General features: G+C 36.8%; 25 protein-coding genes. All 25 read right to left on the bottom strand.

Annotation, left to right across the window (positions count from 1 at the left end; translation table 11 throughout):
- Window positions 1-35: 35 nt before the first annotated feature.
- Window positions 36-1319 (bottom strand): phosphopyruvate hydratase, encoded by a 1284-nt coding sequence (eno, locus tag ACHZAX_RS16540; RefSeq protein WP_124992434.1) that lies wholly within the window; start codon window positions 1317-1319, stop codon window positions 36-38.
- Window positions 1320-1448: 129 nt separating this feature from the next.
- A complete protein-coding gene (gene rplQ, locus ACHZAX_RS16545; protein ID WP_101308176.1) occupies window positions 1449-1991 on the bottom strand; it encodes a 50S ribosomal protein L17 in 543 nt (180 codons plus the stop codon).
- A gap of 6 nt (window positions 1992-1997) precedes the next feature.
- Window positions 1998-2990 (bottom strand): DNA-directed RNA polymerase subunit alpha, encoded by a 993-nt coding sequence (locus tag ACHZAX_RS16550; protein WP_101308175.1) that lies wholly within the window; start codon window positions 2988-2990, stop codon window positions 1998-2000.
- Window positions 2991-3011: 21 nt separating this feature from the next.
- Complete coding sequence (gene rpsD, locus ACHZAX_RS16555) at window positions 3012-3620, bottom strand: 30S ribosomal protein S4 (protein ID WP_101308174.1); 609 nt, start codon at window positions 3618-3620, stop codon at window positions 3012-3014.
- Between the two features lie 124 nt (window positions 3621-3744).
- Complete coding sequence (gene rpsK / locus ACHZAX_RS16560) at window positions 3745-4134, bottom strand: 30S ribosomal protein S11 (protein ID WP_096428425.1); 390 nt, start codon at window positions 4132-4134, stop codon at window positions 3745-3747.
- 10 nt (window positions 4135-4144) lie between these two features.
- Window positions 4145-4522 carry a 30S ribosomal protein S13 gene (gene rpsM, locus ACHZAX_RS16565; protein WP_101308173.1) on the bottom strand — a complete coding sequence of 126 codons (378 nt, stop codon included), beginning with the start codon at window positions 4520-4522 and terminating at the stop codon, window positions 4145-4147.
- A gap of 36 nt (window positions 4523-4558) precedes the next feature.
- A complete protein-coding gene (gene ykgO / locus ACHZAX_RS16570) occupies window positions 4559-4675 on the bottom strand; it encodes a type B 50S ribosomal protein L36 (RefSeq protein WP_101259629.1) in 117 nt (38 codons plus the stop codon).
- Between the two features lie 11 nt (window positions 4676-4686).
- Entirely contained in the window at window positions 4687-4908 is a 222-nt protein-coding gene (gene infA / locus ACHZAX_RS16575; protein ID WP_054714084.1) for a translation initiation factor IF-1, read from the bottom strand.
- A gap of 17 nt (window positions 4909-4925) precedes the next feature.
- Window positions 4926-5693, bottom strand: coding sequence for a type I methionyl aminopeptidase (gene map / locus ACHZAX_RS16580; RefSeq protein WP_320019893.1), 768 nt, complete (start codon window positions 5691-5693; stop codon window positions 4926-4928).
- A 21-nt stretch (window positions 5694-5714) separates the two neighbouring features.
- Window positions 5715-7058: a preprotein translocase subunit SecY gene (gene secY / locus ACHZAX_RS16585; RefSeq protein ID WP_101308171.1), complete on the bottom strand. Its 1344-nt coding sequence runs from the start codon at window positions 7056-7058 to the stop codon at window positions 5715-5717.
- 8 nt (window positions 7059-7066) lie between these two features.
- Window positions 7067-7513 (bottom strand): 50S ribosomal protein L15, encoded by a 447-nt coding sequence (gene rplO, locus ACHZAX_RS16590; protein ID WP_101308170.1) that lies wholly within the window; start codon window positions 7511-7513, stop codon window positions 7067-7069.
- Between the two features lie 29 nt (window positions 7514-7542).
- The gene (gene rpmD / locus ACHZAX_RS16595) at window positions 7543-7719 is read right to left on the bottom strand and encodes a 50S ribosomal protein L30 (RefSeq protein ID WP_096428430.1); all 177 of its coding nucleotides are present in this window, start codon (window positions 7717-7719) and stop codon (window positions 7543-7545) included.
- An 11-nt stretch (window positions 7720-7730) separates the two neighbouring features.
- Complete coding sequence (gene rpsE, locus ACHZAX_RS16600) at window positions 7731-8243, bottom strand: 30S ribosomal protein S5 (RefSeq protein ID WP_101259634.1); 513 nt, start codon at window positions 8241-8243, stop codon at window positions 7731-7733.
- Window positions 8244-8248: 5 nt separating this feature from the next.
- Entirely contained in the window at window positions 8249-8605 is a 357-nt protein-coding gene (gene rplR, locus ACHZAX_RS16605) for a 50S ribosomal protein L18 (RefSeq protein ID WP_101308169.1), read from the bottom strand.
- A 19-nt stretch (window positions 8606-8624) separates the two neighbouring features.
- A complete protein-coding gene (gene rplF, locus ACHZAX_RS16610) occupies window positions 8625-9179 on the bottom strand; it encodes a 50S ribosomal protein L6 (RefSeq protein WP_101308168.1) in 555 nt (184 codons plus the stop codon).
- A gap of 15 nt (window positions 9180-9194) precedes the next feature.
- Window positions 9195-9590, bottom strand: coding sequence for a 30S ribosomal protein S8 (rpsH, locus tag ACHZAX_RS16615; RefSeq protein ID WP_101308167.1), 396 nt, complete (start codon window positions 9588-9590; stop codon window positions 9195-9197).
- 72 nt (window positions 9591-9662) lie between these two features.
- Entirely contained in the window at window positions 9663-9932 is a 270-nt protein-coding gene (gene rpsN, locus ACHZAX_RS16620) for a 30S ribosomal protein S14 (protein ID WP_101308166.1), read from the bottom strand.
- A gap of 4 nt (window positions 9933-9936) precedes the next feature.
- Window positions 9937-10491, bottom strand: coding sequence for a 50S ribosomal protein L5 (gene rplE / locus ACHZAX_RS16625; protein ID WP_101308165.1), 555 nt, complete (start codon window positions 10489-10491; stop codon window positions 9937-9939).
- Window positions 10491-10814, bottom strand: coding sequence for a 50S ribosomal protein L24 (gene rplX / locus ACHZAX_RS16630; RefSeq protein WP_101308164.1), 324 nt, complete (start codon window positions 10812-10814; stop codon window positions 10491-10493). Before rplX ends, rplE begins: the two co-directional genes overlap by 1 nt.
- Window positions 10815-10833: 19 nt before the next feature.
- Window positions 10834-11199: a 50S ribosomal protein L14 gene (gene rplN, locus ACHZAX_RS16635; RefSeq protein ID WP_101308163.1), complete on the bottom strand. Its 366-nt coding sequence runs from the start codon at window positions 11197-11199 to the stop codon at window positions 10834-10836.
- Window positions 11200-11201: 2 nt separating this feature from the next.
- Window positions 11202-11456 (bottom strand): 30S ribosomal protein S17, encoded by a 255-nt coding sequence (gene rpsQ, locus ACHZAX_RS16640; protein ID WP_101259642.1) that lies wholly within the window; start codon window positions 11454-11456, stop codon window positions 11202-11204.
- Window positions 11457-11462: 6 nt separating this feature from the next.
- Window positions 11463-11660 carry a 50S ribosomal protein L29 gene (gene rpmC / locus ACHZAX_RS16645; RefSeq protein WP_101308162.1) on the bottom strand — a complete coding sequence of 66 codons (198 nt, stop codon included), beginning with the start codon at window positions 11658-11660 and terminating at the stop codon, window positions 11463-11465.
- A 2-nt stretch (window positions 11661-11662) separates the two neighbouring features.
- On the bottom strand, window positions 11663-12094 hold the full coding sequence (gene rplP / locus ACHZAX_RS16650) for a 50S ribosomal protein L16 (protein WP_101308161.1): 432 nt from the start codon (window positions 12092-12094) through the stop codon (window positions 11663-11665).
- Window positions 12095-12120: 26 nt separating this feature from the next.
- A complete protein-coding gene (gene rpsC, locus ACHZAX_RS16655) occupies window positions 12121-12831 on the bottom strand; it encodes a 30S ribosomal protein S3 (protein ID WP_101308160.1) in 711 nt (236 codons plus the stop codon).
- A gap of 5 nt (window positions 12832-12836) precedes the next feature.
- Window positions 12837-13256, bottom strand: coding sequence for a 50S ribosomal protein L22 (gene rplV / locus ACHZAX_RS16660; RefSeq protein WP_101259646.1), 420 nt, complete (start codon window positions 13254-13256; stop codon window positions 12837-12839).
- Between the last annotated feature and the right edge of the window lie 32 nt (window positions 13257-13288).

The raw sequence follows: 13288 nt of genomic DNA on the forward strand, positions 1-13288 counted from the left end.
ACAGATCCCTTTTTTAATATATATTCCAATTAAGCTTAGCAACCAAAAATTGCATTTTCGCCTAATTCTTCTTCAATACGAAGTAATTGATTGTACTTAGCCATACGGTCAGAACGGCTCAAAGAACCTGTTTTGATCTGTCCTGCATTAGTAGCTACAGCAATATCAGCAATAGTAGCATCTTCAGTTTCTCCGGAACGGTGAGAAGTTACCGAAGTGTAACCAGCACGATGTGCCATTTCAATCGCATTTAAAGTCTCAGTTAAAGTTCCAATTTGGTTTACTTTAATCAAGATTGAGTTAGCCGCTTTAAGCTCGATACCTTTAGCTAAGTACTCAACATTAGTTACGAATAAATCGTCACCTACAATCTGACACTTATCACCAATAAGAGCATTTAAAGCAACCCATCCATCCCAGTCTCCTTCGTCCATACCATCTTCGATAGAATCAATAGGGTACTTAGAAATCAATTCAGCCAGGTAAGCTGCTTGCTCGTTTGAATTTCTTTTAGCTCCGTTTGGCTCAAAAATACTATAGTCATACACACCATCTTTAAAGAACTCAGAAGCAGCACAGTCCATAGCAATTGAAACATCACCACCATCTTCTTTACGTCCGGCTTTGTAACCAGCGTTTTTAATCGCGGTAAGAATACACTCAATAGCTTCTTCAGTTCCACCTAACATTGGAGCGAAACCTCCTTCGTCACCAACAGCAGTAGAAAGACCTTTACCTTTAAGTACTTTTGCAAGAGCGTGAAATACTTCAGCACCCATTCTTAAAGCTTCGCGGAAAGATGGAGCACCAATAGGACGGATCATAAACTCCTGAAATGCGATTGTAGCATCAGAGTGAGAACCACCATTGATAATGTTCATCATAGGAACAGGAAGTACATTTGCATTAGTACCACCAATGTAGCGATACAATGGCATACCTGAATACAATGCAGCTGCTTTAGCAGTAGCTAAAGAAACACCTAACATAGCATTCGCACCTAATTTAGATTTAGTTTTGGTACCATCAAGAGCAATCATTGCTTTATCAACAGCAACCTGGTCAGTAGCGTCCATACCAACTAATGCTTTTGCAATAACGTTATTCACGTTATCAATTGCCTTTAAGACACCTTTACCTAAGTAACGAGACTTATCGCCATCACGTAGTTCTAAAGCTTCGTTTTCACCAGTTGAAGCTCCTGAAGGAACACCGGCACGACCCATAAAACCACTAGCAAGAGTTACTTCAACTTCGATAGTAGGATTTCCTCGTGAATCAAGAATTTCACGACCATGAATGTTTACAATTTCTGACATAACTTTCGGATATTAAAAGTTTTACTGATTTATTTATACGATCATATGCAATCGTATGCAATTTCTATAGGGTACTAAAAAAGGGATAAAGATTTAACTTTACCCCCTTTTTTATCTTAGAAAGGAAGCTTATTCTTCTTCCTTTTTAATTTCTTCTGTCGCAGTTTCCGGAGCTTCAGGTGCTGTTTCGGTCTTAACCGCTTCAGCTTTTACTTCTGATACTTCAGTTGCCACTTGTTCTGAAGCTTTAGAACCACCACGTTTTCTACGTGTCGATTTTTTAGCTGCAGCTTTCTTTTCAGTTAAGTAAGTTTCATTGAAATCAACCAATTCCACAATACACATCTCTGCATTATCACCTAAACGATTACCAGTTTTTAAAATTCTGGTATAACCACCGTTACGGTTAGTGATTTTTGGTGAAACTTCTCTAAACAACTCAGTAACTGCTTCTTTTTGTTTTAAATAACCAAAAACAATACGTCTTGAGTGTGTAGAATCAACTTTACTTTTTGAAATTAGAGGCTCAACATACATTTTTAAAGCTTTCGCCTTAGCAGTTGTAGTCGAGATTCTTTTATGCAAAATCAAAGAAGAAGCCATATTTGAAAGCATCGCTTTTCTATGTGCTGTTTTTCTTCCTAAATGATTAAATTTCTTTCTATGTCTCATTTTCCCTTATTCCTTATCTAATTTATACTTAGAAATATCCATACCGAAAGTAAGATTCAAGGATACCAATAGATCATCCAGCTCGGTTAAGGATTTCTTACCAAAGTTTCTAAATTTCAGAAGATCATTCCTGTTGAACTGCACTAAATCACCTAAAGTATCCACATCAGCAGCTTTCAAGCAATTCAAAGCACGCACTGAAAGATCCATATCTACCAGTTTTGTTTTCAATAGCTGACGCATATGCAAAACCTCTTCATCGAACTCCTCATTTGCAAACTTCTCGTCAGAATCAAGAGTAATCTTTTCATCCGAGAACAACATGAAGTGATAAATAAGAATTTTTGCTGCTTCTTTTAAAGCTTCTTTTGGGTGAATTGAACCATCAGTAGTAATATCAAAAACCAATTTTTCATAGTCAGTTTTTTGCTCTACACGATAGTTTTCAACAGCATATTTAACATTCTTGATTGGTGTAAAAATTGAATCGATCGGAATCACTCCAAACTCTACATCAACAGGTTTGTTTTCAACAGAAGGTACATATCCACGACCTTTGTTAATAGCTAAATCCATTTGCAATTTGGCAGAGCTGTCCATTTTGCAAATTACAAGCTCTGGATTCAACACTTCGAAACCTGTTAGAAACTTGTTAATATCGCCAGCTGTAAAAGTATCCTGATCCGAGATAGTTACAGTAACCAACTCGCTGTCAACTTCTTCAACTTTTTGTTTAAACCGAACTTGCTTCAGGTTCAGGATCATCTCAGTAACATCTTCGATTACTCCTGGTATTGTAGAAAATTCATGATCAACACCCTGTATTTTGATAGTCGTAATCGCAAATCCCTCTAATGAAGAAAGTAATATTCTTCTTAAGGCATTACCAATTGTTATACCATATCCAGGCTCTAATGGACGAAATTCGAATTTACCGAATTTATTGTCTGCGTCGAGCATGATAACTTTGTCCGGTTTCTGGAAAGCTAAAATTGCCATAAATTACTGATTAACTATTTATTACTTAGAATACAATTCAACGATTAACTGTTCCTTGATGTTTTCAGGAATTTCCGTTCTTTCTGGTGTATTAAGGAACTTACCACTAAGAGAGGTTTGATCCCATTCCAACCAAGATGATTGGTTATATCTAGCAGTAGATAAAGAATCGGTAATAACTTCTAAAGACTTCGATTTTTCACGAATTCCAATGATATCCCCAGCTTTTACTGAAAATGAAGGAATGTTACAAACTTGTCCGTTAACAGTTACGTGTTTATGGCTAACCAACTGACGAGCAGCTGATCTTGTTGGAGCTACACCTAATCTGAAAACTACATTGTCTAAACGACATTCTAAAAGTTGCAATAAAACTTCACCAGTAATACCTTTACTACGCGCGGCCTTTTCAAATAAGTTTGAGAATTGTTTCTCCAATACACCGTAAGTGTATTTTGCTTTTTGTTTTTCTTTTAGCTGAACACCATATTCAGACATTTTCTTTCTTCTACGGCTGTTACCGTGCTGCCCCGGAGGGTAGTTTTTGTTTTCAAATGCCTTATCAGGTCCAAAAATTGCTTCACCAAATTTACGAGCAATTCTACTCTTTGGTCCAATATATCTAGCCATTACTTCTTAAATTTAAATTTTTCTAACAATAGAAACTTTGCCATAAGTTTTGAATTATAAAAGTGCCGCGTTTTTAGAGAGGATATCAATAAAACTAATTCAAAATCTTAAACAGCATTTTTTATTAAACTCTACGTCTCTTAGGAGGACGACATCCGTTGTGTGGTAATGGAGTAACATCTACGATTTCCGCAATGTCGATTCCACATGAATTGATCGCACGAATAGCCGATTCACGACCATTTCCAGGACCTTTTACATATACTTTCACTTTTCTTAATCCAAGATCGTGAGCAACTTTTCCACAGTCTGTTGCAGCTTGCTGGGCAGCATAAGGAGTGTTCTTTTTAGAACCTCTAAAACCCATTTTACCAGCTGAAGACCAAGAAATAACCTGTCCTGTGCTATTGGTTAAGGAAATGATAATATTGTTAAAAGATGAATGGATATGCGCCTGTCCTACAGGTTCAATTTTTACTACCCTCTTTTTAACTGATACTGACTTTTTTGCCATAACTTAACAATTATTTAGTCGCTTTCTTTTTGTTTGCAACTGTTTTTCTCTTACCTTTTCTAGTACGTGAGTTGTTTTTGGTTCTCTGACCACGCACTGGTAATCCAATACGGTGACGAATACCACGATAACAACCAATATCCATCAAACGCTTAATATTCAGTTGATTTAAAGAACGTAATTCACCCTCAACTTTTAAATTAGCATTAATCGCTTGACGAATACGATTAGACTCATCATCAGTCCAATCTTTTACTTGCTTATCGTAAGAAACTTCTGCTTCGTCCAAAATCTGACGAGCAGCACTTCTACCGATACCGTAGATATAAGTCAAGCTAATTATCCCTCTTTTATTTTGAGGCAAATCAACTCCAACAATTCTAGCCATAAATTAAAATATTTATCTATTACAAAGTTTACTAAATTATCCTTGACGTTGCTTGAACTTAGGATTCTTTTTATTAATCACATACAAACGTCCTTTTCTTCTAACAATCTTACAATCATCAGAACGTTTCTTTACAGATGCTCTTACCTTCATTATTATTGTATTTAATTTTTATATCTAAAAGTAATGCGCCCTTTAGTAAGATCATAAGGTGACATTTCTACCTTTACCTTATCACCAGGCAAGATCTTAATGTAGTGCATTCTCATCTTACCGGAAATGTGAGCTGTTATCACATGTCCGTTTTCAAGTTCTACACGAAACATTGCATTAGATAATGCTTCGGTAATTGTACCATCTTGTTCTATTGAAGGCTGTTTAGCCATAAGCTCATTAAATTTTATTAGTTTATATCTTCAATAAATTCAAAACTGGATAAGATCTGAGCTTTTCCCTTTCGAACTACCACAGTATGTTCAAAATGTGCTGAAGGTTTTCCATCAGCAGTAACAATTGCCCATCCATCACTATCCTGGTAAATATCTCTTTTTCCAAGATTAAACATCGGTTCAATTGCCACGACCAGTCCTTCTCTCAATTTCAATCCACGTCCTTTTTTTCCATAATTCGGAACTTGTGGATCTTCATGAAGATTTTTCCCAATTCCGTGTCCTACCATTTCTCGAACTACAGAAACTGAATTCTGTTCTGCATGCTTTTGAATAGCAAAACCTATGTCGCCTAAATGATTACCTTCAATGGCCTGCTCTACTCCTTTGTAAAGAGCCTCTTTGGTAACCTTCAACAGTTGCTGAACATTAGGAGTTACTGCCCCTACAGTAAATGTATATGCCGAATCGCCGTAAAAACCATTCAACAAAACACCACAATCACAGGAAACAACATCTCCTTCTTTCAGCTCATAGCTAGATGGAATTCCATGAACAACCTGACTGTTTATAGAAACACATAAGGTATTCGGGAATCCATCGTAACCAAGAAACCCTGGTTTACCGCCATTGTCTCTTATGTACTCCTCTGCGATTTTATCCAATCTCAAAGTTGATATTCCAGGGGTTATTTCTTTCGATATTACACCTAAAGTTTTCGCCACCAGTAAGTTGCTCATTTCGAGCCACTCTATCTCTTCTTCTGTTTTGTAAAAAATCATTGCAAAGAAAGCAAAAATATTTTAATAAGCAGCAGCTCCTCCCGGAGATTTACCTTTTATTCTACCAGACTTCATTAATCCATCATAGTGACGCATCAAAAGATGACTCTCTATTTGCTGTAAAGTATCCAATACAACTCCAACTAAAATCAATAAAGAAGTTCCGCCATAAAAATGTGCAAATTGATTATTTACTCCGGCAATCATTGCGAATGCAGGCAAAATTGCAACCAAACCTAAAAATATAGATCCTGGCAAAGTTATTCTAGACATTACAGTATCTAAAAAATCAATTGTTTTCTTACCAGGCTTAATTCCCGGAATAAATCCACCGTTCTTTTTCATATCCTCGGCCATTTGCGTTGGATTTACTGTAATTGCAGTATAGAAATAAGTAAATAATACAATCATTACAAAGAATAAAGCATTGTAGTAAAATCCAGTAAAATTGGATAAAGCTGCAGCTACTCCAGTTAACGCATCAGAACTGGCATAGTTAACAAACGCCATTGGTAAAAACATAATTGCCTGAGCAAAAATGATTGGCATTACACCAGCAGCATTCACTTTTAAAGGAATGTACTGGCGAACACCACCATATTGTTTGTTTCCTACGATTCGTTTTGCATACTGTACAGGTATCTTTCTTGTTCCCTGAACTAACAAAATTGTTGCTGCAAAAACAAGGAATAAAACTACGATCTCTAAAACCAATAGAATTAAACCTCCTCCTTGACCTTCAATTTTTGAAAGCAATTCTGCAAAGAATGAGAATGGTAATCTTGCAATAATACCGATCATAATAATGATGGAAATACCGTTACCTATTCCTTTATCGGTAATCTTTTCTCCCAACCACATAATGAACATCGATCCTGCTGCAAGAATCATCACAGAAGACACCGTAAATAATGTACCTTTAAGAATAAAGGCTGTTTCAGGCAATTGTGAATGTAAGTTTAATAGATATCCTGGTGCTTGAAGTACAAGAATTATAACTGTTAGATACCTTGTAATCTGGTTGATTTTACGAGTACCGCTTTCTCCCTCTTTCTGTAACTTCTGAAAATAAGGAACCGCAATTCCCATTAACTGAATTACAATAGAAGCCGAGATATAAGGCATGATTCCTAAAGCGAAGATTGATGCATTCGAAAATGCTCCTCCTGAAAACATATCTAATAATCCCAAAACTCCGTCTTGAGTTTGCGTTTTTAACGCGCCTAACTGTGCAGGGTCTACCCCTGGCAAAACTACCATGGTACCTAAACGATACACTAACACAAGACCGAGAGTAGTTAAGATTCTAGATCTTAAATCCTCAATCTTCCAGATGTTCTTCAATGTTTCTATTAAACCTTTCATATCTAAACTTACAATTTAACAACTGTTCCTTCGACTGCTTCAATCGCGGCAATAGCCGATTTTGAGAATGCGTGAGCTTTTACTTCCAGCTTCGCAGTAATAGTTCCATGTCCTAAAATCTTAACATTGTCGTTCTTTGACACCATACCTGCTGCCATCAAAACTTCCTGGTCGATTGTAGTAATGTTATTTTTTTCTGCTAAGGCCTGTAAAACTTCAACATTAATAGCTTTGTATTCTTTTCTATTAACGTTTTTAAATCCAAACTTAGGAACTCTTCGTTGTAAAGGCATTTGACCACCTTCGAAACCAACTTTTTTAGAGTATCCAGATCTTGACTTCGCACCCTTATGTCCTCTGGTTGAAGTTCCTCCTCTTCCAGATCCTTGTCCGCGACCAATTCTTTTTGAAGTCTTGGTTGATCCTTCTGCGGGTTTTAAGTTACTTAAGTCCATATCTATTTAATACTAAATATTAACAATAATTATTCTACAACGGAAACAAGGTGTTGTACTTTAGCCACCATACCTTTAATCTGAGGTGTAGCTTCATGTTCAACAGTTGCATTGATCTTGTTTAATCCCAATGCTTCCAAGGTTTTCTTTTGGCGATCAGTGCTTCCAATTTTGCTCTTTACCTGAGTAATTTTAATCTTAGCCATTTCCTTATTTGTTAACCGTTAAACACTTTATCTAATGATACACCTCTGTGTTCAGCAACGGTATGAGCATCTCTTAATTCAGCCAATGCACCAATTGTCGCTTTTACAAGGTTATGTGGGTTTGATGAGCCTTTTGATTTAGCAAGTACATCGGTTACACCAACACTCTCCAATACAGCACGCATAGCACCACCAGCTTTTACTCCGGTACCATGAGAAGCAGGCTTAATGAAAACCTCTGCTCCGCCAAATCGTGAAAGTTGCTCGTGAGGAATAGTTCCTTTATAAACCGGCACTTTGATTAAATTTTTCTTAGCTGCATCAACACCTTTTGAAATAGCAGTGGTTACTTCGTTTGCTTTACCAAGTCCCCAACCTACTAATCCATTTTCATTTCCTACAACAACAATTGCAGAAAAGCTGAAGGTTCTACCCCCCTTTGTTACTTTTGTAACACGATTAATAGCTACAAGCCTATCTTTAAGATCTGCATCGCTAGTTTTAATGTTTTTATTATCTGCCATAATTATTAAAATTTAAGGCCACTATTACGAGCAGCGTCCGCTAAAGATTTAATTCTACCATGGTATAGATAACCATTTCTATCGAATACAACACTAGTAATACCGGCTGCAACTGCTTTTTCAGCAATTGCTTTACCTACTAGCTCAGCTTGTTCAAGCTTAGTTGTAGTTTTCTCAGCGATTTCCTTAATCAAAGAGGAAGTTGCAACTATAGTTTGTCCTGATAAATCATCAATAATTTGTACTGAAATCTGCTTGTTAGAGCGAAAAACTGACATTCTAGGTCTTTCAGCAGTTCCAGCAATTGACTTACGAATTCTTCTTTTAATTCTAAGTCTTCTATCTTGCTTAGTTAAAGCCATAATTTACTGTTTTAAGAAATTATTTACCCGCAGATTTACCAGCTTTTCTTCTTAGCTGTTCACCAACAAATTTAACACCTTTACCTTTATATGGTTCAGGTTTTCTGAATGATCTGATTTTAGCCGCTACCTGACCAATAAGTTGCTTATCACAACTCTCTAATGTGATGATCGGGTTTGCACGCTTTTCAGTTACAGCGGTAACATTTACCTCTGGAGCAATTTCCATGTGGATAAGGTGAGAATAACCTAAAGCTAATTCCAAAATCTGACCATTTGAAGTAGCACGGAATCCCACACCTACAAGTTCTTGCTGCAATTTATAACCTTCAGCAACACCAAATACCATGTTGTTCATCAACGAGCGATACAAGCCATGCATGGCTTTGTGTCTTTTTTGCTCTGATGGACGTTCCAATACTACAGTATTTTCTTCAACAGATACCTTGATGTCAACATCAATTTGTTGTGTTAATTCACCTTTAGGCCCTTTAACTGTTACTGAATTATCTTTATTCACCGTTACGCTTACTCCTGCAGGCAAATTGATAGGTAATTTTCCAATTCGTGACATTTCTATCCTCCTTTATTAATAAACGTAACACAATATTTCGCCACCAACGTTTTTCTGACGAGCTTCCTTATCAGTCATTACTCCTTGCGAAGTAGAGAGAATTGCAATTCCCAAACCGTTTAGTACACGTGGTAATTCAGCCGCTCCACAATATTTTCTCAAACCAGGCTTACTCACCCTTTTAAGATTTTTGATCGCGGAAATTTTTGTCTCAGGATTATATTTCAAAGCAATTTTAATTGTGCCTTGAACTCCGTCATCAACAAACTTGTAATTAAGGATATAACCTTTATCCTTAAGAATTTTTGTCATTTCTTTTTTCACGTTAGACGCAGGTACGTCAACCACTTTGTGATTGGCCATAATCCCGTTTCTTAGACGTGTAAGAAAATCTGCTATTGGATCTGTCATTTTAAAAAAATTAAATTGATCCCGATTGCTCGGGACAATATTTAACAAAATTGTTTTTACAAACTAATCTGCTTACCAACTTGCCTTCTTAATACCTGGAATTAATCCTGAAGAAGCCATTTCACGAAAAGTAATACGACTAATACCGAATTGTCTCATGTATCCTTTAGGACGACCAGTAAGTTTACATCTGTTATGCAATCTTACAGGAGAAGAATTTTTTGGCAAACGACTAAGTCCGATGTAATCGCCTTCCTCCTTAAGTTGAGCTCTTTTTGCTGCGTATTTTTCAACAAGCTTTTGACGCTTAACTTCGCGAGCTTTCATTGATTCTTTAGCCATCGTCTTATTTTTTTAGGTTTTTAAATGGTAAGCCAAACTCCTTTAATAAAGCAAAAGCTTCCTCATCAGTTTTAGCAGTTGTAACGAAGGTAATATTCATACCCATTATTTTGTTTACTTCATCCAAAACAATTTCTGGGAAAATAATTTGTTCTTCGATACCTAAGGTATAGTTTCCTCTACCATCAAGTTTACCGTTAATACCTTTAAAGTCACGGATACGAGGCAAAGCAACACGCACTAATTTCTCAAGAAATTCGTACATACGCTCACGACGTAAAGTTACAGTTGTACCAACCGGCATCCCTTTACGAAGTTTAAAGTTCGAAATATCTTTCGAAGAAAGAGTTTGAACTGCCTTCTGACCAGTGATAGAAGTCATTTCGTTTACCGAAAATTCCAAAATCTTCTTATCAGCAATAGCCGAACCAACACCCTGATTAATAACTATTTTCGTTAATTTAGGTGCTTGCATTACAGATTTGTAGCTAAATTCCTTCATTAAAGAAGGAATCACTTCTTCTGTATATTGTTTTTTAAGAGTAGGTATATAGCTCATTACTTAATCTCCTCCCCTGACTTTTTAGAATATCTAACTAATTTATTGTCATCACCCAAACGTCTACCAACACGGGTAGCCTTTCCGGTTGAAGCATCTTTCACATTCAAATTAGAAATGTGAATTCCTGCCTCCTTTTTAACAATACCGCCCTGAGGATTTTCAGCATTAGGCTTAGTATGTTTAGAAATCATATTAGCTCCTTCAACAATTGCTCGTTGCTTATCTACTAATACCTCTAATACTTTACCTTCTATACCTTTAGATTCCCCTGAGTTTACAATAACGGTATCACCTTTTTTAATATGTAACTTTTTTCGCATTGTTCTAGGTTTTCAAAGATTATAAAACTTCTGGTGCCAGAGAAACGATCTTCATATCAGTATCGCGTAATTCTCTTGCAACAGGTCCAAAAATACGGGTTCCTCTCATTTCACCAGTTGTATTCAATAATACACATGCGTTATCATCGAAGCGAATATAGGATCCGTCTGGTCTTCTAATCTCTTTTTTGGTGCGAACAACGACCGCTTTTGTAACTGTTCCTTTTTTCATATCGGAACCGGCTATAGCATTCTTTACGGTAACAACAATTTTGTCCCCAATCGAAGCATAACGCTTTTTAGTACCGCCCAACACACGGATACAAAGAACTTCTTTGGCTCCGCTGTTATCAGCAACTATTAGTCTACTTTCTGTTTGTATCATGTTTACTTAGCTCTTTCAATAATTTCAACTAATCTCCAACTCTTGTTTTTACTAATAGGTCGGGTTTCCATGATTTTTACGGTATCACCTTCATTACAGGTGTTTTCTTCGTCATGAGCAGTGAATTTCTTCGACTTGTTCACAAACTTTCCGTAAATTGGGTGCTTCTCTTTGGTATGCACAACAATAGTTATGGATTTCTCCATTTTATTGCTTACCACAACCCCGATACGTTCTTTTCTAAGATTTCTTTCCATCACTTTTTACTTATCAGTTAATTGCCTGTGACGCAACTCAGTTACAAGTCTAGCAATGTTACGTCGGGTTACCTTTATTTGCAAAGGATTTTCCAAAGGTGAAATAGCGTGATTTAGCTTGAATCGAGTTAATGTAGATCTTTCAAGATCTACCTTTTCTACTATTTCCGGTGTTGTTAACTCTTTAATTTCTGAATTCTTCATGATTAATCATTTGAATTTTCAACATAATCACGTCTTACGACAAATTTGGTAGTTACAGGTAATTTTTGAGCTGCTAAACGTAGTGCTTCTTTAGCAACTTCGAAAGGTACCCCTTCGCATTCGAATAACATTCTTCCTGGCGATACAGGAGCAACGAATCCTTCTGGTGAACCTTTACCTTTACCCATACGAACCTCAGCAGGTTTCTTAGTGATTGGTTTATCTGGAAAAATTCTAATCCAGATTTGACCTTGTCTTTGCATATATCGGGTTACTGCCACACGAGCAGCTTCAATTTGACGACCAGTGATCCACTTAGTTTCAAGTGATTTGATCCCAAAAGATCCGAATGCTAATTCAGTACCGCGACCGGCATTGCCTTTGATTCGTCCCTTTTGTTGTCTCCTAAATTTTGTCCTTTTTGGTTGTAACATCGTACTAATTCTTTAAAATTTAAAGACTACTTCTTTTTTCTTCTATTAAAACCACCTTTTCCTTTTGGAGCTCTTCCATCACGCATTCCTGCGTTAGGGGTTAAGTCACGCTTACCGTAAACTTCACCTTTACAGATCCAAACTTTGATACCTAGCAAACCGTAAGTTGTTAAAGCTTCGGCTAAACAATAATCGATATCAGCTCTTAAGGTGTGCAACGGTGTACGTCCTTCTTTGTACATTTCTGAACGAGCCATTTCAGCACCGTTCAAACGACCAGAAATCTGTATTTTTATTCCCTCTGCACCCATTCTCATAGTAGAAGCAATAGCCATCTTAATTGCACGACGATAGGCGATACGACCTTCAATTTGACGAGCAATGTTATTAGCAACGATTACGGCATCCATTTCCGGACGCTTAATTTCAAAGATGTTAATTTGTACCTCTTTGTCAGTAATCTTCTTCAACTCTTCTTTCAGCTTATCAACTTCCTGACCACCTTTTCCGATAATAATACCCGGACGTGCAGTGTTAACAGTAATAGTGATCAACTTTAGAGTTCTTTCGATGATGATTTTAGAAATACTTGCTTTTGCTAAACGAGCATTTAGGTATTTTCTAATTTTGGTATCTTCAACAAGCTTATCGCCGTAGTTTTTTCCGCCAAACCAGTTAGAATCCCATCCTCTGATGATTCCTAGTCTATTTCCGATTGGATTTACTTTTTGTCCCATTCTAACTATTGTTTAGTACTATCGGCTTCAGCTGTTTTGCTGCCCAACAATATAGTTACATGATTTGATCTCTTCTTTATTCTATGTGCTCTTCCCTGAGGGGCAGGTCTTAAACGTTTAAGGATTCTCGCTGAATCTACGCTAATTTCTTTAACGTATAATGCGCTTTCCTCAATTCTTTGCCCTTCATTCTTAGCCTGCCAATTGGCAATAGCTGAAAGCAATAGTTTTTCTACGCGATTTGATGCCTCCTTCGGACTGAAACGAAGTACATCTAAAGCTCGGTTCACCTCCATACCTCTTACCATATCGGTAACCAGTCTCATTTTGCGAGGTGAAGTAGGAACATTTCTCAAGCTAGCAAATGCTTTGCTCTTGTTTTCCTCCTTTATTTGGTTTGCTTTTATTCTTTTTCTTGCACCCATTTTTACAAATTCAAAATGTTAATTAAAACCAA

Source organism: Labilibaculum manganireducens, assembly GCF_963665805.2.
Lineage (GTDB): Bacteria > Bacteroidota > Bacteroidia > Bacteroidales > Marinifilaceae > Labilibaculum > Labilibaculum manganireducens.

Excerpts from the sequence above, each read along its gene's own strand:
- ACHZAX_RS16550 (WP_101308175.1), bottom strand. The coding sequence starts at position 2,990 with ATGGCAATTTTAGCTTTCCAGAAACCGGACAAAGTTATCATGCTCGAC.
- infA (WP_054714084.1), bottom strand. The coding sequence starts at position 4,908 with ATGGCTAAACAGCCTTCAATAGAACAAGATGGTACAATTACCGAAGCA.
- rplP (WP_101308161.1), bottom strand. The coding sequence starts at position 12,094 with ATGTTACAACCAAAAAGGACAAAATTTAGGAGACAACAAAAGGGACGA.
- rpsQ (WP_101259642.1), bottom strand. The coding sequence starts at position 11,456 with ATGGAAAGAAATCTTAGAAAAGAACGTATCGGGGTTGTGGTAAGCAAT.
- rplV (WP_101259646.1), bottom strand. The coding sequence starts at position 13,256 with ATGGGTGCAAGAAAAAGAATAAAAGCAAACCAAATAAAGGAGGAAAAC.
- eno (WP_124992434.1), bottom strand. The coding sequence starts at position 1,319 with ATGTCAGAAATTGTAAACATTCATGGTCGTGAAATTCTTGATTCACGA.
- rplN (WP_101308163.1), bottom strand. The coding sequence starts at position 11,199 with ATGATACAAACAGAAAGTAGACTAATAGTTGCTGATAACAGCGGAGCC.
- rpsE (WP_101259634.1), bottom strand. The coding sequence starts at position 8,243 with ATGGCAGATAATAAAAACATTAAAACTAGCGATGCAGATCTTAAAGAT.
- rpmD (WP_096428430.1), bottom strand. The coding sequence starts at position 7,719 with ATGGCTAAGATTAAAATTACTCAGGTAAAGAGCAAAATTGGAAGCACT.
- secY (WP_101308171.1), bottom strand. The coding sequence starts at position 7,058 with ATGAAAGGTTTAATAGAAACATTGAAGAACATCTGGAAGATTGAGGAT.
- rpsC (WP_101308160.1), bottom strand. The coding sequence starts at position 12,831 with ATGGGACAAAAAGTAAATCCAATCGGAAATAGACTAGGAATCATCAGA.
- rplR (WP_101308169.1), bottom strand. The coding sequence starts at position 8,605 with ATGGCTTTAACTAAGCAAGATAGAAGACTTAGAATTAAAAGAAGAATT.
- rpsM (WP_101308173.1), bottom strand. The coding sequence starts at position 4,522 with ATGGCTAGAATTGTTGGAGTTGATTTGCCTCAAAATAAAAGAGGGATA.
- rpsH (WP_101308167.1), bottom strand. The coding sequence starts at position 9,590 with ATGACAGATCCAATAGCAGATTTTCTTACACGTCTAAGAAACGGGATT.
- rpmC (WP_101308162.1), bottom strand. The coding sequence starts at position 11,660 with ATGAAGAATTCAGAAATTAAAGAGTTAACAACACCGGAAATAGTAGAA.
- rplQ (WP_101308176.1), bottom strand. The coding sequence starts at position 1,991 with ATGAGACATAGAAAGAAATTTAATCATTTAGGAAGAAAAACAGCACAT.
- rpsK (WP_096428425.1), bottom strand. The coding sequence starts at position 4,134 with ATGGCAAAAAAGTCAGTATCAGTTAAAAAGAGGGTAGTAAAAATTGAA.
- map (WP_320019893.1), bottom strand. The coding sequence starts at position 5,693 with ATGATTTTTTACAAAACAGAAGAAGAGATAGAGTGGCTCGAAATGAGC.
- rplF (WP_101308168.1), bottom strand. The coding sequence starts at position 9,179 with ATGTCACGAATTGGAAAATTACCTATCAATTTGCCTGCAGGAGTAAGC.
- rplX (WP_101308164.1), bottom strand. The coding sequence starts at position 10,814 with ATGCGAAAAAAGTTACATATTAAAAAAGGTGATACCGTTATTGTAAAC.
- ykgO (WP_101259629.1), bottom strand. The coding sequence starts at position 4,675 with ATGAAGGTAAGAGCATCTGTAAAGAAACGTTCTGATGATTGTAAGATT.
- rplE (WP_101308165.1), bottom strand. The coding sequence starts at position 10,491 with ATGAGCTATATACCTACTCTTAAAAAACAATATACAGAAGAAGTGATT.
- rplO (WP_101308170.1), bottom strand. The coding sequence starts at position 7,513 with ATGGACTTAAGTAACTTAAAACCCGCAGAAGGATCAACCAAGACTTCA.
- rpsN (WP_101308166.1), bottom strand. The coding sequence starts at position 9,932 with ATGGCTAAAGAATCAATGAAAGCTCGCGAAGTTAAGCGTCAAAAGCTT.
- rpsD (WP_101308174.1), bottom strand. The coding sequence starts at position 3,620 with ATGGCTAGATATATTGGACCAAAGAGTAGAATTGCTCGTAAATTTGGT.